Below are 18,278 nucleotides of genomic sequence, written 5' to 3'. Positions count from 1 at the left end.
CCGGGCCCCGTTGACGGGAACGAGGACGGCGGCGCGCGGGCCAGGCCATCGCCTGGCCGCCGTACTCGCGGATCTGCCGGGCCACGAGAAGATGGTCGACACCGTGCTGAACGGCTTCCTCGGCCGACTGCCCACCAAGGTGCCCTGCGACACCGTCTCGGTCACCGACTGGCTCCGCCAACACAATTCCGTCCAGGGCGACTTGGGCCGGGCGGCGGCCGTCGTCCCGAAGACCGCGCCCGCCGCGCTCGTCGGCTGCGGTGACGACCTCATGGAGGCCAAGGAGTGGGCGAAGGCCCGCGACCGCTACCAGCAGCAGCTCGACCAGTACCCCGGCGACCGGCTCGCCGCCAAGGCCCGCAGCGGCGTCGAGCAGGCCACCTTGACCATCGAGCTGGACAACGTCCGTACGCTGCTGGGCACTTCGACCGACACCGAGCCCGACTACTGCTCGAAACCGGCGAAGTACAGCGCCGCCGCGCCCTACCGCAAGGGCACCCACCACGCGCTGTTCTACGGCGACGACGAGTACACCCGCAAACTGCCCGGCTCCTGGTCGGCCGACGACGTCACCAAGGCGGTACTCGTGGTCTGCGTCGGCGACAAGGACTACGGCACGACGGTCACGACCTGCCCGTACGAGAACAAGCTGCTGCCCGACTTCCCCCGCGAGGTGAGATTCCGCAAGATCGCGATCCCGGTGAAGGTGTTCGAACTGCGCACCGGCAAGCTCGTGTCGAGCCGTACTGTGCAGATCGGCGGCGGGAGTTGCCCGGGCTACCTGTCGTACACCACCTACGGCACCATCGACACCGGGCCGCCGTCCGAGGTGTACGTCACGCCGTCCACGTCCGACATCCGGTCCGCGTTCAGACCGCTGCGCTGTACGCGGACTGGTCGTGGAATCGCCCGCGAGTGAGTCGCGGCGCTGCGGATGGACGCGGGCCGCGATCCCGACGATCCCGAGGTGGCCGCGCTCGTCGGTGAACTCAGCCTCCGGGAAGTGGACTTCTGGATCTGGTGGGCGCGCCGCCAGGTCCGCGGGTCCCGGCAGCCGGGTGGGCGGCGCGACGACGAACCGGCCGACCGGGCGTAGGCGTACCGGGGCTGGTCGACGGTCTGGTCAACCGGACTGGTCAACCGGGCCTAGACGTCGGCCAGTACGCGCTCCAGGGCCGCGCGCCCGGCGACTCCCCAGGTGGGCTTTCCGCCGGGCAGGCCCTTCTCGGCCGCCTGTCCGACGCTGATGAGACCCAGCGTGGCCCGGACCGCGTAGCCGCGGGCGCGGCGGATCGTGGCCGGGTCCGTACGGCCGTAGGCGGCGAAGAAGCGGGGCGCCGCGCCCGCGGGCAGGAGCAGCCAGGCGGCGCCGAGGTCGTTCGCCGCGTCGCCCGCACACAGCTCGCCGAAGTCGATCACGCCCGCGAGGGTGCCGTCCGTGACGACGACGTTCGCGGGGTGGAGGTCGCCGTGCAGCCACGTCGGCGGGGCGGTGCTCTCGGGGGCGGCGACGGCGTCCGCCCACACCCGCCGGGCGCCGTCGGCCAGGCGCGCGTCGAGGCCGCCTTCGGCGAGGGCGGCCACGCCCTGGTCGAACCCGTCGGCCAAGGACTTCAGCGGGACACCGCGGTCCGGGTTGGCCGGTGCGTCGGCGGGTGCCTTCCGGTGCAGCGCCGTGAGGAACCCCGCGAGCGCGTCGGCCGCGTGCTCGCCCCGGCCGATCGGCGTGAGGTCCGCCGGGCTCCCCGGCACCCACCTCGTGACGGCCCACGGCCGCGGGAAGCGCGCGGACGGCTCACCGTCGCGTACCGGCGTCGGAACCGGCAGCGGCAGGCGCGGTGCCAGCAGCGGGAGCCACCGCCGCTCCTTCGCCAGCAGCGCCGGTGCGCGCGGCGTACGCGGCAGCCGTACGGCCAACTCCTCGCCCAACCGCCACAGTTGGTTGTCCCAGCCGCCGTCCACCGGACGCAGTTCCAGCTCCGCCAGGTCCGGGTGCTGCTCCCGCACCAGCCACCGCACGACCTCCGCGTCGGCCGTCACGTGCCCGTGCCCGTCCACTTCCACCACGCGCCGTCCCGCCTCTCGCCGTGAGGTTCCCTCTGTGACCGTATCCCCACAGTCGCGCCGTCCGCGCCGCCCGCCCCCTCCGGCGGGTGGTGAGGTGCGGGAGCGTTCCCCGCGCCGCTGAAAGGATCGGCTCGCCGTCCGGGCGAGAGACGGTGCCCCGTCAGGGGCGCGGGGAACTGCGCGGGTAACCCACCACCGGCCGGTGGTCCGGGGACAACCGGATTGCCCCGCTGGGGCGGGTGGTGAGGTGCGGGAGCGCTTCGGCTGAGCGCGCAGTTCCCCGCGCCCCTTAAAGGCAGGCCCTGCGCCAGCGCGGCGCGCTTTCCCCGTGCCCTAAGAACTTCTAACAAAATGAGATGAAGGATGGGCTCCGTCCAGGCGAGGATCGCTCAGTACTCAGCGATGAAAGGGCCGCTATGGGCGACAGTCCTCCGAGGGAACTCATCTCCCTCTCTGATGACGAGGGGAACAGCGTCACGGTCAACGTTCTGGGACGTAATCCCAGGTGGACCGCAGGACTCGACGCCGAGATCGTCGTCAGGACGCCCTTCGTGTCCGGCCGCATCGATCTGGCGTTGTACATTTCCGACCTGGAAAGCTGGGCCGACGCACTGGGCCGGCTCGACGCCGGCGAAGACGTCGCCTGGATGGAGATGAGCAGAGGGCCGTCCATCTTCATCCAGCTCACCGGCGAGCGTGACTGCCCGGAGGTGGTCGTTGAGGACGAGTCGGGGTCGATGGTCACCGTGCGCGTCCCCCTCGTCCCGCCGGACGACTGGATTGCCGACCACCGGCAGCGCCTGCACCAGGTGATGAGTTACTGGGCGCCGTTGCTGTCAGGGTAGGGAGACAAGCCGCCGCCAGCAGATGAGCGCACAGCCGAGGGCAAGGAAGGCTTCGTGGATGTCGTCGCGGGTCTCCCACCGGATCCGCAGCCGACGAAACCAGTGCAGATGGGCGAACGCACGCTCCACGACCCAGCGCTGGGTTCCGAGCCCGGAGCCGTGCTCGGTGCCGCGTCGGGCGATCGCCGGCTTCACGCCGAGGGCCCACACGAGGCGGCGGTACTTGTCGTGGTCGTAGCCGCGGTCGCCGAGCACGACGCCTGGGGCGGCCTCGCTTGCCGCGTACCGGCGGCACGGCTTCGAGCAGCGGGATGAGCTGGGTGACGTCGTTGCGGTTGCCGCCGTTCAGGGTAATGGCGAGCAGAACGCCGGTGGCGTCGGTGATCAGGTGGTGCTTGCTGCCGGTTCTGCCCCGATCAACAGGGCTTCGTCCGGTCTGCGGGCCCCTTTAACGCCCGGATGTGGGAGCCGTCGACCGCTGCCCGGGAGAAGTCCAGGGCATTCGCAGCGCGTAGCTCGGCCAGAAGAGCCTGACGCAGCCGGGGCCACACGCCGGCTTCGGTCCATTCGGCCAGGCGGCGCCAGAACGTCATGCCCGAGCCGAAGCCGAGCTCCTGCGGCAGATATTCCCAGGCGATCCCGGTGTGCAGCACGACCAGGATGCCCTGGAACACCAGCCGGTCCGGATGCCGCTTGCGCCCGGGATACCGAACCCGACGCTCCACCTTCGGCAACAGCGGCTCAACCACCGCCCATAGCTCGTCATCAACATGCCACGGCTTCGGCTGAGCCATCCCACGCCCCCGGATCATCAGTCCCGGAGTGATCCAATCACCTTGAAGATCATTTCGTTAGGAGTTCTAAGGGGCCCAAGCCCTTGGGAGGGTCGCCCCCGGCGGGGGGCCTGGTAAAGGCCCGTCTTCCTCCGCCAAGCGCGAGCGTACGGCCTTGACGGATGGGACTGTGAGCGCTAACACTTAGCAGCATCACGGAACGGAGAGCCATGTCTCGCACCGCGGACCCGGCAGCGCCCCGCAGGGCCCCCACCATGGCGGATGTCGCCCAGGTGGCGGGCGTCTCGCATCAGACGGTGTCGCGGGTGCTGAGCGATCACCCGAATGTGCGGGACACCACGCGCGCGGAGGTGCTGCGGGCGATCGAGGCGCTGGGGTACCGGCGCAACTCGTCGGCGCGGGCGCTGGTGACGCGGCGGACGCTGACGCTGGGGGTGGTGGCGTGCAATCCGACGCTGTTCGGCCCGGCGAGCACGCTGTTCGGGCTGGAGGAAGCGGCGCGGGACGAGGGCTACATGGTCTCCGCGGTGACCCTGCGGCGGCACACCCCGAAGGCGCTCGCGGACGCGATCGACCACCTCAGCGACTGGGGGGTGGAGGGCATCGTGGTGATAGTGCCGGAGCGGGAGGCCGTCGCCGCACTGGCCGAGCTGAAGCTGCCGTTCCCCGTCGTCACGGTGGAGGGCGGGCACGGCCTGCCGATCCCCGGCGTCTCGGTGGACCAGGAGCTGGGCGCGCGGCTGGTCACGGGCCATCTGCTGGCCGGCGGCCACCGCACGGTCTGGCATGTCGCGGGCCCGCAGAACTGGCTGGAGGCCGAGGCCCGTGTGCAGGGCTGGCGCGCCACGCTGGAGGAGGCGGGCGTCGAGGTGCCGTCGCCGCTGGTGGGGGACTGGACGCCGCTGTCGGGCTACCGCGCGGGACAGGAGCTGGCGGGCCGGGTCTCGGCGGGCTCCGGGCGCCGCGGTTCACCCGAGGTGTCGGCCGTCTTCGTCGCCAACGACCAGATGGCGCTGGGGGTGTTGCGGGCCTTCCGCGAGGCCGGTCTCTCGGTGCCGGGCCAGGTCGCCATCGCGGGCTTCGACGACATCCCTGAAGCCGAGTTCTTCGCGCCGCCGCTGACCACCGTCCGGCAGGACTTCACCGCGGTCGGCCAGGCCAGCATCCGCCTGCTGGTCGACCAGTTGGAGTCCGGCACCACCCGCGGCGGCGAACGCGTCGTCATCGAACCGCGCCTGATCGTCCGCAGCAGCAGCAACCCGTCCTGAGGGCGGCGGTCCGTACGGGCGGCGCACGGCACCGCGGCACGGATCGCAGCACGCGTCGCCACAGGTCCGGCCACCGGACCGGCACCGAGTCCGGCCACACATCCCGTAGCACCTCTCGCAGCACCTCTCGCAGCACGTCCCGCAGGACAGAACAGGACCGCACCGCCGCAGAGTTCACACCGCAGGGCAATCGGTACGCGACCTGCTGCCGGAGCCCCCGGCGCATGGGGAGACACGCATGATGACCGATCCTCCCGCCGTCACCGTCGGCATCGATTTCGGCACGCTGTCCGGGCGCGCCCTGGTCGTGGCGGTCGACGACGGCAAGGAGCTGGGCAGCGCCGTCCACGAGTACACCCATGGGGTGGTGGACGGCGCGCTGCCGAACGGCCGCGAGCTGCCGCCCGATTGGGCGTTGCAGATTCCGCAGGACTGGCGGGACGTGCTGCGCTTCGCCGTGCCGCGCGCGCTGGAGGCCGCCGGGGTGCGGGCGGAGCAGGTCGTGGGGGTGGCGACGGACTTCACCGCCTGTACGGTGCTGCCCGCGACGGCGGACGGCACGCCGCTGTGCGAGCTGCCGGACATGGCCGAACGCCCGCACGCCTACCCGAAGTTGTGGCGGCACCACGCGGCCCAGCCGGAGGCGGAGCTGATCGTGCGCCGCGCCGGGGAGTCCGGGCAGCCGTGGCTCGGCCGCTACGGCGGGCGGATCTCCAGCGAGTGGCAGTACGCCAAGGCGTTGCAGGTGCTGCGCGAGGACCCGGAGGTCTACGCGGCGGCCGACCGGTGGATCGAGGCGGCCGACTGGATCGTCTGGCAGTTGACCGGGGCCGAGAACCGCAATCCGTGCACGGCCGGTTACAAGGGCATCCACCAGGACGGCGGTTATCCGGACGCCACGTTCCTGGCCTCCCTGCACCCGGACTTCGCCGGCTTCACGGCGAAGCTGGACCACCCGCTGTCCCAACTGGGCACCGCAGCAGGGCGTTTGAGCGCTTCGGCCGCCGCGCTGACCGGGCTGCGCGCGGGCACGGTCGTGGCGGTCGGAAACGTCGACGCGCATGTCACCAGCGCCGCCGCGCGGGCCCTGGACCCCGGCCATCTGCTGGCGATCATGGGGACCTCGACCTGTCACATCATGAACTCCGACGTGCTCGCCGAGGTGCCGGGCATGTGCGGGGTGGTCCGCGACGGCGTGGTCCCCGGCCTGTGGGGCTACGAGGCGGGCCAGAGCGGGGTGGGGGACATCTTCGCCTGGGCGGTGCGGACCGCGACACCGCAGCCGTACGCGCTGGAGGCCCGGCGGCGCGGCATCAGCCCGCACGAGCTGCTGACGGAGAAGGCCGCCGCCCAACCGGTCGGCGGACACGGGCTGTTGGCGCTCGACTGGCACAGCGGCAACCGCTCCGTACTGGTGGACCACCACCTGTCGGGGCTCCTGGTGGGGCTGACGCTGGACACCCGTCCCGAGGACATCTACCGGGCGCTGGTCGAGGCGACGGCCTTCGGCACGCGGACCATCGTGGAGGCGTTCGAGGGCGCGGGGGTGCCGGTCACCGACTTCACGGCGGCGGGCGGCCTGCTGAAGAACACCTTCCTCATGCAGACCTACAGCGATGTGCTGAACCGGCCGGTCAACGTGCTGTCCTCGGAGCAGGGCCCGGCGCTGGGCGCCGCGATCCACGCGGCCGTCGCGGCGGGGGCCCACCCCGACATCCGCACCGCCTCGGCCGCGATGGGCCGCCTGCGCCGCAACGCCTATCTGCCCGACCCCGCACGCGCCGCCGCCTACGACGACCTCTACGCCGAATACCGCTCCCTGCACGACCACTTCGGCCGGGGCGGCAGCGATGTCATGCACCGCCTGCGGGCGCTCCGAGGGCGGGCGCAGGCGGACACCCCGGCTCAGCCGTAGGGCGGCGTCTCGTGGCACCGCCCTTTGTTAGCGCTCACCCAGAATGTTAACGCTCACTCCCTGCCGAGGTCCCGTATGAGCAGTCACCCCTTTCCGCCCCCTGCCGCAGAGGCCGTCGTACGCCTGCGGCAGCAGGTCAGCGACCTGCATCAGGAGCTGGTCCGCTACCGGCTGGTCGTCTGGACGGCGGGCAATGTCTCGGCGCGCGTGCCGGGGCACGGCCTGTTCGTGATCAAGCCGAGCGGTGTGGACTACGACCGGCTGACACCGGACGCGATGATCGTGTGCGACCTCGAAGGGCGGGTGGTGGAAGGCGACTTGTCGCCGTCCTCGGACACCGCCGCGCACGCCTACGTCTACCGGCACCTGCCGGAGGTCGGCGGGGTGGTGCACACCCACTCGACGTACGCGTGCGCGTGGGCGGCGCGCGGCGAGTCGGTGCCGTGCGTACTGACCGCGATGGCCGACGAGTTCGGGGCCGAGATCCCGGTCGGGCCGTTCGCGCTGATCGGTGACGACTCGATCGGCAGGGGCATCGTGGAGACGCTGGCGGGGCACCGCTCGCCGGCGGTACTGATGAAGAGCCACGGGGTGTTCACCATCGGCAAGGACGCCCGCGCGGCCGTGAAAGCGGCGGTGATGTGCGAGGACGTGGCCCGTACCGTGCACATTTCCCGGCAGTTGGGCGATCCGCTGCCCCTTACCCGCGCCGACATCGACCGGCTCCACGACCGCTACCAGAATGTCTACGGGCAGCAGGCGGCGGCCGATCGCGCTGATTCCGCCGATAGCGCCGATTCCGGCGGCCCCGCCGGGCCGCCCCCCGCCGGCCAGGAGCCGCAGGCCGTCGTGCACGACGGTCCGGCCGAACCCGTTGACACCGCCGATCCCGCCGATCCCGCCGCCCCCGCCGACCGAGGAGCCCTGGCATGACACCGTCCGACGAGCGCGAGGTCTGGTTCCTCACCGGCAGCCAGGGCCTGTACGGCGCGCAGACGCTGCGGCAGGTCGCCGAGCAGTCGCGCGCCATCTCCGACCGGCTCGCCGCCACCCCCGGCGGCCCGGTGCGGATCGTGTGGAAGCCGGTGCTCACCGACGCCTCCGGCATCACCGGCACGGTCGTCGACGCCAACTCCAGCCGGGCGTGCGTGGGTCTGATCGCGTGGATGCACACCTTCTCGCCCGCGAAGATGTGGATTGCGGGCCTCGACCTGCTGCGCAAGCCGCTGCTGCATCTGCACACCCAGGCCAATGTCGAACTGCCGTGGTCCACCATCGACATGGACTTCATGAACCTCAATCAGGCCGCCCACGGCGACCGCGAGTTCGGCTATCTCCAGGCCCGGCTCGGCATCGCCCGCAAGACGGTCGCGGGCCATGTCTCCGATCCCGCCGTCGTGGCCCGCGTCCACACCTGGATGCGCGCCGCCCTCGGACACGACGCGCTGCGCCGTCTGAAGGTGGCCCGCTTCGGCGACAACATGCGCGACGTTGCCGTCACCGAGGGCGACAAGGTGGAGGCGCAGTTGCGGTTCGGCGTCTCGGTGAACACCTACGGCGTCAACGACCTGGTGGCCGTCGTGGACGAGGTGGACGACGCGGCCGTCTCGGAGGTGGTCAAGGAGTACGCGAGCGCCTACCGGCTGGCGGGCGAGCTGGCGGCGGGCGGCGAGCGCCACGACGCGCTGCGGTACGCGGCCCGGATCGAACTGGGTCTGCGCGCCTTCCTCACCGAGGGCGGCTTCTCCGCCTTCACGACCAACTTCGAGGATCTGGGCGGCCTTCGGCAACTTCCGGGCCTCGCGGTGCAGCGGCTGATGGGCGACGGCTACGGCTTCGGCGGCGAGGGCGACTGGAAGACGTCGATGCTGCTGCGCACCGTGAAGGTCATGGGGGCCGGTCTGCCGGGCGGCACCTCCTTCATGGAGGACTACACCTACGACCTGACGCCGGGCGGTGAAGTGATCCTGGGCGCGCACATGTTGGAGGTCTGCCCGACGATCGCGGCGCACCGGCCCTCGTGCGAGATCCACCCGCTGGGGATCGGCGGCCGGGAGGACCCGGTACGGCTCGTCTTCGACGCCCGGCCGGGGCCCGCGGTCGTCGTGGGCCTGGCCGACATGGGCGACCGCTTCCGGCTGGTCGCCAACGAGATCGAGGTCGTCGCGCCCGCGGAACCGCTGCCCCGACTGCCCGTGGCCCGCGCGGTGTGGCGGCCCGCGCCCGATCTGCGGACCTCCACCGAAGCCTGGCTGACCGCGGGCGGCCCGCACCACACCGTGCTCTCCAGCGCCGTCGGCGCCGAGGAACTGGCCGACCTGGCCGACATGCTCCGCACCGAACTCCTCCTCATCGACCACGACACCCAACTGCGCCGCTTCACCCAGGAGATCCGTTGGAATCAGGCGTATTACCGCCTGGCGGGCGGCCTCTGACTGACCGTCGGAGCTGCCCTCGCCCCCGCACCCGCCCCGCGCCGTACGGCCGACCGCGTCCGCGGGTGCGGCCCTGTCCGCGCGCCCCGCCGCGGGGGGAGCCGTACCGCGACGGCCACCGCGCCGGAGGCGGGTTTTTCTCTGTGCAACGTCTTGACGACCGATCAGTGAGCGCTAACACTCATAGGCGACAGCTGACGGCGCGCCTGGCGATCGGGTCAGTGGGTCCGGCCTGTTCAGCGGCGCGCTCAGCGGCCGGAACACCCGTTGGTGCCGTAAGAGATCGGCGAGTTACCGCGAGGAGAGAGCAGATGTCCCGCTCTGCGTGATTCTGTTCCTCACTATTTGTTAGCGCTCACAAAACTGGCTGAGAGGCCACTGCCCGAACAGGATGCAGCCATGCGCGACGCCCGAAAGGCCCTTGCCCGCCACGGACGATGGGGAGCCGCAGCGGTGACGCTGGCAGTGGCCCTGTCCGCGACGGCGTGCAGTAAGAGCGGTGCCGGTGACTCGTCCGCGGCCGACGCGGCGAGCGGCGGGAGCCCTGCGGCGGTGACGATCAAGGGCGACATCGCGTTCAACGACGCGAATCTCGCGAAGCTGGACGCGGCGCTGAAGGCCGCGCTGGCCGGGAAGGACCTGTCGAAGCTGCACGAGGCCATGGTGGTCAACGTGGCGGTCGACTACTGGAACGCGGGCAAGTCCGGCTTCACCAAGGGCCTGGCCGACCTCGGCGTGAAGGGTGTCTACCAGGCGCCCGCCAACGGCCGTCTGGACCAGCAGCTCTCCCTCATCCAGACATTGCGCGGCCAGGGCATCACGGGCTTGAGCGTGTCGGCGATCGACCCGACGGCGATCAAGGCGCCGATCGCGTCCGCGAAGAGCGCCGGGATACCGGTGCTGGCGATCGACTCCCCGCTGCCGCCGGAGGACGGCGCCGACCTGTATCTGGGCACGCCCAACTACCAGGCGGGCCAGAAGGCCGGTGAGGCCATGAAGCAGGCGCTCGGCGGCAAGGGCCAGGTCGTCGTCCTCGTCGGCTCGCTGACCACGTCGAACGCGGTGGAGCGGATCCAGGGCTTCGAGGACGCGCTCAAGGGCACCGGCATCAAGGTCGCGCAGAAGCTCAGCGACGGCATGGACGCGGCGAAGGCGCTCACCAACGCGCAGACCGCGATCCAGACCAACCCGAACATCAACGGCCTGTACGGCGTCTACTCCTATGACGGACCGTCAGCCGGGCAGGCGGTGCAGGCCGCGGGGAAGTCCGGCCGGGTGAAGATCATCTCGGACGACAGCGACCCGCAGACGCTGAAGTTCATCAAATCCGGTGTCATCCAGGCCACCGTCCTCCAACAGCCCTACCAGCAGGGCTACACCGGCGCCTATCTGCTGGCCGCGTTCAAGGTGCTCGGCAAGGAGGCCACCCTCCGGATCGTCAAGCCGTATCTGGAGTCGGACGGCACCACGCTCAGTTCGGGCGTCGGCCTGGTCACCCAGGCGAACCTGGCCGCGTACCAGACCAAGCTGACCGACCTGGGCATCGGCTGATGGCTTCGGGTCCGGCCCCGTACGAGGCCCCGCGGTCCCCGGCCCCGGCTCAGACCCCGGCCTCCGGCCCGGCCTCCGCCCCGGACGCGGCCCCGGCCCCCGAAGTCGCCGTCCGGCTGCGGTCGGTGAGCAAGTCGTACGGGCCGGTGAAGGTGCTCGACATCCCGAGCCTGGACCTGGCCCGTGGACAGATCGTCGCGGTGGTGGGGGAGAACGGCGCGGGCAAGTCCACCTTGATGGGCGTGCTGTCCGGCACCGTCACGCCCACCACCGGCAGCATCGAGATCGCCGGTACGCCGCTCCACGCCGGACGGCCCGACCACTCCAAGGAGTTGGGCGTCGCCCTGGTGGCCCAGGAGTTCCCGCTCGTCGGGCAGTTGAGCGTGGCGGAGAACCTGCTGCTGGGCCGCCGTCCCGCGCGGGCGGCGTCCCGCACCCTGGGCCGGGTCGTCTACGACCGCGCCGGTACGAGGGCGGAGGCGCGCGCGCTGCTCGCCGAAGTCGGCGTCAGCGGGGTGGACGTGGACCGGCCGGTGGAGCGATTCCCGGTCCCCGTACGGCAGATGATCGAGATCGCCAAGGCGTGGGGCCACCATCCGCTGGTGCTGATCCTGGACGAACCCACCTCCTCGCTCGGCCCGGTCGAGGCCGAGCGCGTCCTCGGCCTGGCCCGTACGCACGCGGCGGCCGGCGGGGCGGTGCTGTTCATCGGCCACCGCCTGGACGAGGTCCAGGCCGTCGCGGACCGGGTGATCGTGCTGCGCAGCGGCCGGATGGTGGCCGATCTGGCCCCGGCGGAGGCGAGCGAGGAGCGGATGATCCGGGAGATGGTCGGCAGTGAGCTGGCCCGCGCCGACCTGGCCCCGCCGTCCTCCGTCGAGCGCACGACGACCCTGTCGGTACGCGGGCTGACCGCGGACGGCCTCGGGCCCGTCGACCTCGACGTGAGGGCGGGGGAGATCGTCGGCGTGGCCGGGCTCATGGGCTCGGGGCGCAGCCGCCTGCTGCACGCGCTGATGGGCGCGCAGCCGCGTACCGGTGGCACGGTCGTCTTCGACGGCGCCGACTTCCGCCCGCGCCGCCCCGCCGACGCGGTGGAGGCGGGGATCGGACTGGTGCCCGAGGACCGCAAGGTCCAGTCGCTGCTCCCGGCGCACTCGGTGCGCTGGAACGTCACGCTGGCCACGCTGCGCCGGATCAGCGCACGTGGAGTCCTGCGGCCGAGGGCGGACAAGGCGCACGCGGCCCGGATCGTCCAGGACCTCGGGGTGCGGCTGCGCAGCCAGGAACAGCTCATCTCGGACCTGTCGGGCGGCAATCAGCAGAAGGTGGTGTTCGGCCGCTGGCTGGCGACCGAGCCCCGGCTGCTGCTCCTGGACGAGCCGACCCGCGGCGTGGACGTCGGGGCCAAGGCGGAGATCTACAGCCTCATCGACACCGCGGCGCAGGACGGCCTCGCGGTGCTGGTGGCCTCCTCGGAGCTGGAGGAACTGCTGTGGATCTGCCACCGGATCGTGGTGATGGCGCACGGCCGGGTGGTCGCCGACCTCCCCCGCGACCGGTTCGGCAAGGAAGCGATCATGACCGCCGCGGCCGGTACGCGGAACGGCGCGCCCGGCACGCGCGAGAGGGACGGGGCGCGGGACGGAACCGGGGAACAGGCCGGGCAACAGGCCGGGGCGCTCGGGCCGCGGACCGGCGCCGACGCTGTCGCCGACCGTCAGGGCAAGGCACGCGCATGAACGACAACAGGCCCCTGCCGATGACCGCCGTCGGCGTCGGCACTCACGGGAAGGCGAGGCCATGACCACCAGCACCGCACCGATCGAGGCCACGGAGGACGCCGCGAGCGGCGGCCGTACGTCGCCGGTCCGCCGCCTGGCCGAGACGCCCGAGGTCGGCGTGGTCGCGGCCTGCGTCGTGGTCTTCGTCGCGCTCGCGCTGGACAAGTCGACGTTCGCCAGCGCCGTCAACCTCCAGGGCATGGGCTTCGACCTGTCCCAGTACGGGCTGATCGCGATCGGCGAGTCCCTGGTCATCCTGACCGGCGGCATCGACCTGTCGGTGGGCGCGCTGCTGGGCACCAGCGTCATCCTGATGTCCTGGTTCAACGTCCGCGCGGGACTGCCCGCGCCGCTCGCGATCCTGCTCACGCTGGCCGTCACCGGCACGGTCGGCCTCGTCCACGGCCTCGCCGTCACCCGGCTGAGAATGCCGCCCTTCGTCGTCACCCTGGTCACCTACACCGTCGCGCAGGGCGTCACGCTGGCCATCACCTCCGGCACCTCCATCACCGGCATCGACGGCACTTTCGGCGACCTGGGACAGACGTACGTGGCGCAGATCCCCCTCCCGCTGATCGTCTTCGCGGTCGTGGCCGTGGCGGCGTGGTTCTTCCTGGAACGCACCTACACCGGCCGCCAGGTGTACGCGGTCGGCGGCAATCCCGAGGCGGCCCGGCTGGCGGGCATCCGCGGCGACCGCCGCATCGTCTCGATGTACGTGACCAGTTCGCTGCTGTCCGGCTTCGCCGGGATCTTCGTGCTCGGCCGGATGGGTGTGGGCTCGGCCAGCGGCGTCGGAGTCGGGTGGGAGCTGTCGGCCATCGCCGCGGCCGTCATCGGCGGGGTGAGCCTGGTCGGCGGACAGGGCCGGATTCTCGGCATCGTGGCGGGCACGATCCTGCTCGAACTGATCAACAACGGCCTGACGACGCTTCAGATCAACTCCAACTACACCAATATCGTGCTGGGTTGTGTGCTCGGGCTGGCCATCACCGCCGACCGGCTGCGGGCGAGAAGCGTGGCCCGCCGCGGCTGACCCGGCATCCAACCGACCGCCGCCCGACCGCCGCCGGGCCACTGGCCGCCCGCCGCCACGCCGCTGACCGACCGTCGCCCGCCCGCCGGTCGGCCGCCGATCAGGGACTGTTCCGCCCCCGGACGCACGGCCGTCCGGGGGCCGCGCCGCGTGGCGCCGCCCTCCTTCGAATCCGGCTGAATCGTTTCGGCCCGAATGGTTGCGTTACCCATCGGAGACTGCGACACTTCCCGTCGCTATGCGACTCGTTCGCACATATATCAACAGGGAATCTGCTCTTTCCTGGCTGTTCATGAGCGACCGCTGAAGCTCGCGACCACTCCCGCACGTGACGTGGAGGTAGGAATGGCTGTTCATCGCACGTACCGACGGGTGCTGCGGCGCTGTCTGGCCCTGGGGGTCACCGCCGCGCTCATGGTCGGTCTCGGCGTCGGCGTGGGGGCCGCCGCCGAACCGCCGGCGCGGGCGCCGGGCACGGCGCACGCGGGCGCCCCGCACGCCACCCACTCGGTCACCTACGACGGCTATTCGTTCATGATCGACGGAAAGCGCACCTACCTGTGGGGCGGCGAGTTCCACTACTACCGGCTGCCGAGCCAGGATCTGTGGCTGGACGTGCTCCAGAAGATGAAGGCGGCCGGATTCAACGCCGTCTCCCTCTACTTCGACTGGGGCTACCACTCGCCCGCCCCGGGCGTCTACGACTTCACCGGCGTCCGCGACGTGGACAAGCTCCTCGACATGGCCGACGACCTCGGCATCTACGTGGTCGCCCGACCCGGCCCGTACATCAACGCCGAGGTGGACGGCGGCGGTTTCCCCGGCTGGCTCTCCACCAAGGCGGGGGACACCCGCACCGGCGACCCGGCGTATCTGAAGTACAGCGACGAGTGGCAGACGCAGATCGACCGGATCATCGCCCGGCACCAACTCACCGACGGCAAGGGCTCGGTGATCGAGTACCAGGTCGAGAACGAGTACTACAACGGCAGCGCGGCGGGCCGCGCCTACATGAAGCACCTGGAGGACAAGGCCACCGCGGACGGCATCAAGGTGCCGCTGGTCGGCAACAACAACGGCACCTTCAACTCCGGTGACGCCGAACTGGCCGTCGACGCGGCCGACTCCTACCCGCAGGGCTTCAACTGCTCCAACCCCACCCGGTGGAACGGCGTGCCCGACATCAGCTACGACCACGTCCCGGGCAAGCCGCTGGCCACCGCCGAGTTCCAGGGCGGCGCCTTCGACCCGTGGGGCGGCCCTGGCTACGACAAGTGCGCGCAGCTCATCAACGACCAGTTCGCGGACGTGTTCTACAAGCAGAACATCGCCGTCGGCGCCACCTCGCAGAGCTTCTACATGCTCTACGGCGGCACCAACTGGGGCTGGCTGGGCGAGCCGCAGAACTACACGTCGTACGACTACGGCGCCGCGATCCGCGAGAACCGGCAGCTCGACCCGAAGTACGACCAGGACAAGCTGATCGGCTACTTCACACAGGCGCTCGCGCCGCTCACCAAGACCGACGCGCTGCCCGCCACCCCGACCGACAACGCGAAGATCGTCGACACCGCGCGCCGCAACCCCGACACCGGCACGCAGTTCCACGTGCTGCGGCACTCCGACTCCACCGCGACGACCACCGACAGCGGGCACGTGACGATCGACCTCGGCGCGCACCCCGGCTACACGTACGACGACGTCGACCCGGCGCTCGCGTACACCGGCGCCTGGTCGCACGTCGGCGCGGAACAGAACTACACCGGCGGCGACTACCAGCACACCGAGTCGTTCTCCGACACCGCGGGCGACAGCGTCTCGGTCGGCTTCACCGGCACCGGCGTGAAGTGGGTCACCAACCTCGACGGCAACCACGGCATCGCGGACGTCTACCTCGACGGCGCCAAGGTCAAGACCGTCGACCTGTACGGCGCGACCAAGCAGAACCAGTACGTGGCCTACCGGGCGACCGGGCTCGCCGCCGGGGCGCACACCCTGAAGATCGTGGCCACCGGCACCAAGAACACCGCCGCGTCAGGGCAGTTCGTCACCATCGACGCGATCGACGTCGACAACGGCCAGGGCTCCACCGCCCCCGTCTACACCGTCCCGCAGCAGCCCGGCACGGCGCTGACCCTCAACGGCCGCCAGAGCAAGATCATCGTCGCGGACTACAGCCTCGGCGGTAACCAACTCCAGTACAGCACCTCGGAGATCATGACGAACGCCACCATCGGCGGCCGTGATGTCGCGGTGCTCTACGGCGACCACGGCTCCGACGGCGAGACCGTCCTGCACTACGCGACCCGCCCGACGGTCACCGCCACCGGCGGCGCCGTCACCTCCGCCTGGGACCCGGCCACCGGCGACCTGCGGCTCAACTACGCCCACACCGGCCTGACCCGCGTGCGGATCAGCGGCGGCGCGCACCCGCTGCTCCTGCTGCTCGCCGACACCGACACCGCCAAGACCTTCTGGCGGCAGGACACCGCCGCAGGGCCCGTGCTGGTGCGCGGCACCCACCTGCTGCGCGGCGCGGTCTCGAACGGCTCGGCGCTCGCCCTGACCGGCGACGTCGCCACCGACGGCGCGATCGAGGTCTTCAGCACCGCCGACTCCGTGACGTGGAACGGCAAGAACGTCCGTACCGCCACCACGGCCACCGGCAGCAGGACCGGCACCGTACCGACCGCGGCGGCCGTCAGCCTGCCCGCGCTGACCGGCTGGAAGCACATCCAGGAGTCGCCCGAGTCGGCCGCCGGCTTCGACGACTCGACCTGGCAGGTGGCCGACAAGACCACCTCGAACAGCCGCACCACGCCCGCCACCTTGCCGGTGCTGTTCGCCGACGACTACGGCTTCCACACCGGAAGCACCTGGTACCGCGGCCGGTTCACCGCCACGGGCAAGGAGACCGGCATCACGCTGTCCGCGCAGAGCGGCGGCGGCGCCGCGGCCTCCTCGGTCTGGCTCAACGGCACCTTCCTCGGCAGCGCGACCGCGGACGGCCAGAAGACGTACGCGTTCCCGGCCGGAGTGCTCAAGACGACCGGCGACAACGTCGTCTCGGTGCTCACCGTCAACATGGGCCACGAGGAGGACTACAACCCGCCCAACGGCAACAAGGCCGCCCGCGGCCTGACCGGCGCCTCACTGGCCGGCGCGCCGCTGGACACGATCACCTGGCGGCTCCAGGGCGTACGCGGCGGCGAGACCCCCGTCGACACCGTGCGCGGCCCGCTCAACTCCGGTGGCCTGTACGGCGAGCGTGCCGGATACCCGCTGCCCGGCCACCCCACCGACGGCTGGACGCCGGTCACCCTGCCGACCACCGACACCACGCCCGGCGTCTCCTGGTACACCACCGACGTCAACCTCGACCTCCCCAAGGGCCAGGACACCTCGCTCGGCCTGACCTTCACCGACGACCCGTCCCGCAAGTACCGCGTCGAGATCTACGTCAACGGCTGGAACATGGGCAACTACGTCAACTACGTGGGCCCGCAGCACAGTTTCCCGCTGCCCAACGGCGTCATCGACCCGCACGGCAGGAACACCGTCAGCCTCGCCGTGTGGAATCTCGACGGCACGACCGGCGGACTCGGCAAGGTCGCGCTGACCGACTACGGCAGCTACGCCTCCTCGCTGACCGTCGCCCGGAACCAGAGCCCCCGCTACGACAAGGCCCGTTACGCCATGCCGGGCGACCCGGCCTCCGCGGTCTCCCTCCAGGTCCCCGGATCGGTGGGCGGCGGCGCGACGTTCACCGCGACCGCGACGGTCACCGTGCCCAAGGGCGGCCGGACCGCCACCAAGGTCACGGCGGCACTCGACGTACCGTCGGGGTGGACCGTGAGCCCGCGGTCCGCGCCCGCCGCCGTCGACCGGATACGCGGCGGCTCCTCGGCCGCCTTCACCTGGAAGGTCACCGCGCCGCAGAGCCCCGCCAAGGTCAACTCCCTGACGGTGAAGGCCCGTCTGACGCAGGGCCGGTCCACCACGGCCCCGCGTGACGTACGGATCGTCGGGGCGGTGCCCGCGCCGCCGCCGGCCGGGGACAACCAGGTCAGCGACCTGGAGTTCCTGTCCGCGACCAACGGCTGGGGACCGGTGGAACGCGACCAGAGCGTCGGCGACACCGCGTCCGGCGACGGCACCCCGCTGAAGCTGGGCGGCGTCACCTACGCCAAGGGCCTGGGCACCAACTCGCCCAGCGACGTGCAGATCTACCTCGACGGGCGCTGCACCAGGTTCACCGCCCTGGTCGGCGTCGACAACGGCGATCCGGGCACGGTCACCTTCTCCGTGACCCTCGACGGCAAGGCGCTCACCACCACGCCCGTGCTGAACGGCGGTTCGGCCCCGGTCGCGATCGACGTGCCGGTCACCGGCGGCCAGGTCATCGACCTCGGCGTCGGCGACGGAGGCGACGGCAACGGCAACGACCACGGGGACTGGGTCAATCCGACCCTGACCTGCACGGGCTGACCGCGGCCGACAGCGGCGACGACGAGCCCGCGCCACCGCGACCGCGGTGCGCGGGCTCGTCGTCGCGCTGCCTCTTCTCCGCGGAGCGGCTACTC

The 18,278-nt window shown here is 71.3% G+C and carries 12 protein-coding genes and 1 pseudogene; 11 read left to right on the top strand and 2 right to left on the bottom strand.

Annotated elements, in window-relative coordinates:
* Positions 1-10: 10 nt before the first annotated feature.
* Both ACIQCJ_RS21295 and ACIQCJ_RS21290 read left to right on the top strand, forming a co-directional pair.
* The gene (locus ACIQCJ_RS21295; RefSeq protein WP_402712213.1) at positions 11-919 is read left to right on the top strand and encodes a hypothetical protein; all 909 of its coding nucleotides are present in this window, start codon (positions 11-13) and stop codon (positions 917-919) included.
* Positions 920-928: 9 nt separating this feature from the next.
* Complete coding sequence (locus tag ACIQCJ_RS21290) at positions 929-1,096, top strand: hypothetical protein (RefSeq protein ID WP_402712363.1); 168 nt, start codon at positions 929-931, stop codon at positions 1,094-1,096.
* Between the two features lie 50 nt (positions 1,097-1,146).
* Here ACIQCJ_RS21290 and ACIQCJ_RS21285 read toward each other — a convergent pair whose 3' ends face one another.
* Positions 1,147-2,067 carry an aminoglycoside phosphotransferase family protein gene (locus tag ACIQCJ_RS21285; protein ID WP_402712212.1) on the bottom strand — a complete coding sequence of 307 codons (921 nt, stop codon included), beginning with the start codon at positions 2,065-2,067 and terminating at the stop codon, positions 1,147-1,149.
* A 356-nt stretch (positions 2,068-2,423) separates the two neighbouring features.
* On the opposite strand from ACIQCJ_RS21285, the gene ACIQCJ_RS21280 reads away from it, so the two are divergent.
* On the top strand, positions 2,424-2,912 hold the full coding sequence (locus tag ACIQCJ_RS21280) for a DUF5959 family protein (protein WP_401853119.1): 489 nt from the start codon (positions 2,424-2,426) through the stop codon (positions 2,910-2,912).
* On the opposite strand, the pseudogene ACIQCJ_RS21275 reads toward ACIQCJ_RS21280, so the two are convergent.
* Positions 2,904-3,706: pseudogene (locus tag ACIQCJ_RS21275) on the bottom strand (IS5 family transposase). The gene ACIQCJ_RS21280 and the pseudogene ACIQCJ_RS21275 sit on opposite strands and share 9 nt — an antisense overlap.
* A gap of 209 nt (positions 3,707-3,915) precedes the next feature.
* On the opposite strand from ACIQCJ_RS21275, the gene ACIQCJ_RS21270 reads away from it, so the two are divergent.
* The 8 genes from ACIQCJ_RS21270 (at position 3,916) to ACIQCJ_RS21235 (ending at position 18,183) form a co-directional block, all read left to right on the top strand.
* Entirely contained in the window at positions 3,916-4,974 is a 1,059-nt protein-coding gene (locus ACIQCJ_RS21270) for a substrate-binding domain-containing protein (RefSeq protein WP_391043637.1), read from the top strand.
* Between the two features lie 238 nt (positions 4,975-5,212).
* Positions 5,213-6,889: a ribulokinase gene (gene araB, locus ACIQCJ_RS21265; RefSeq protein ID WP_402712211.1), complete on the top strand. Its 1,677-nt coding sequence runs from the start codon at positions 5,213-5,215 to the stop codon at positions 6,887-6,889.
* 75 nt (positions 6,890-6,964) lie between these two features.
* Positions 6,965-7,822: an L-ribulose-5-phosphate 4-epimerase gene (locus ACIQCJ_RS21260; protein ID WP_402712210.1), complete on the top strand. Its 858-nt coding sequence runs from the start codon at positions 6,965-6,967 to the stop codon at positions 7,820-7,822.
* Positions 7,819-9,324, top strand: coding sequence for an L-arabinose isomerase (gene araA / locus ACIQCJ_RS21255; protein ID WP_402712209.1), 1,506 nt, complete (start codon positions 7,819-7,821; stop codon positions 9,322-9,324). Before ACIQCJ_RS21260 ends, araA begins: the two co-directional genes overlap by 4 nt.
* Before the next feature lie 453 nt (positions 9,325-9,777).
* Complete coding sequence (locus tag ACIQCJ_RS21250; protein WP_402712208.1) at positions 9,778-10,875, top strand: substrate-binding domain-containing protein; 1,098 nt, start codon at positions 9,778-9,780, stop codon at positions 10,873-10,875.
* Positions 10,875-12,617, top strand: a complete 1,743-nt coding sequence (locus tag ACIQCJ_RS21245) for a sugar ABC transporter ATP-binding protein (protein ID WP_402712207.1) — start codon at positions 10,875-10,877, stop codon at positions 12,615-12,617. Before ACIQCJ_RS21250 ends, ACIQCJ_RS21245 begins: the two co-directional genes overlap by 1 nt.
* A 61-nt stretch (positions 12,618-12,678) precedes the next feature.
* Positions 12,679-13,695 (top strand): ABC transporter permease, encoded by a 1,017-nt coding sequence (locus tag ACIQCJ_RS21240; RefSeq protein ID WP_355334606.1) that lies wholly within the window; start codon positions 12,679-12,681, stop codon positions 13,693-13,695.
* A 345-nt stretch (positions 13,696-14,040) separates the two neighbouring features.
* On the top strand, positions 14,041-18,183 hold the full coding sequence (locus ACIQCJ_RS21235) for a beta-galactosidase (protein ID WP_402712206.1): 4,143 nt from the start codon (positions 14,041-14,043) through the stop codon (positions 18,181-18,183).
* Positions 18,184-18,278 lie beyond the last annotated feature (95 nt).

Source organism: Streptomyces sp. NPDC093221 (assembly GCF_044753885.1).
In the GTDB taxonomy this organism is placed as follows: Bacteria; Actinomycetota; Actinomycetes; order Streptomycetales; family Streptomycetaceae; genus Actinacidiphila.
Note: the sequence above shows the minus strand (reverse complement) of the source record. Positions and strands in the feature narration are given on the sequence as shown.

Coding starts and splice junctions, on each gene's coding strand:
- ACIQCJ_RS21235 (WP_402712206.1), top strand. CDS start 14,041: ATGGCTGTTCATCGCACGTACCGACGGGTGCTGCGGCGCTGTCTGGCC.
- ACIQCJ_RS21240 (WP_355334606.1), top strand. CDS start 12,679: ATGACCACCAGCACCGCACCGATCGAGGCCACGGAGGACGCCGCGAGC.
- ACIQCJ_RS21270 (WP_391043637.1), top strand. CDS start 3,916: ATGTCTCGCACCGCGGACCCGGCAGCGCCCCGCAGGGCCCCCACCATG.
- araB (WP_402712211.1), top strand. CDS start 5,213: ATGATGACCGATCCTCCCGCCGTCACCGTCGGCATCGATTTCGGCACG.
- ACIQCJ_RS21260 (WP_402712210.1), top strand. CDS start 6,965: ATGAGCAGTCACCCCTTTCCGCCCCCTGCCGCAGAGGCCGTCGTACGC.
- ACIQCJ_RS21280 (WP_401853119.1), top strand. CDS start 2,424: ATGAAGGATGGGCTCCGTCCAGGCGAGGATCGCTCAGTACTCAGCGAT.
- araA (WP_402712209.1), top strand. CDS start 7,819: ATGACACCGTCCGACGAGCGCGAGGTCTGGTTCCTCACCGGCAGCCAG.
- ACIQCJ_RS21245 (WP_402712207.1), top strand. CDS start 10,875: ATGGCTTCGGGTCCGGCCCCGTACGAGGCCCCGCGGTCCCCGGCCCCG.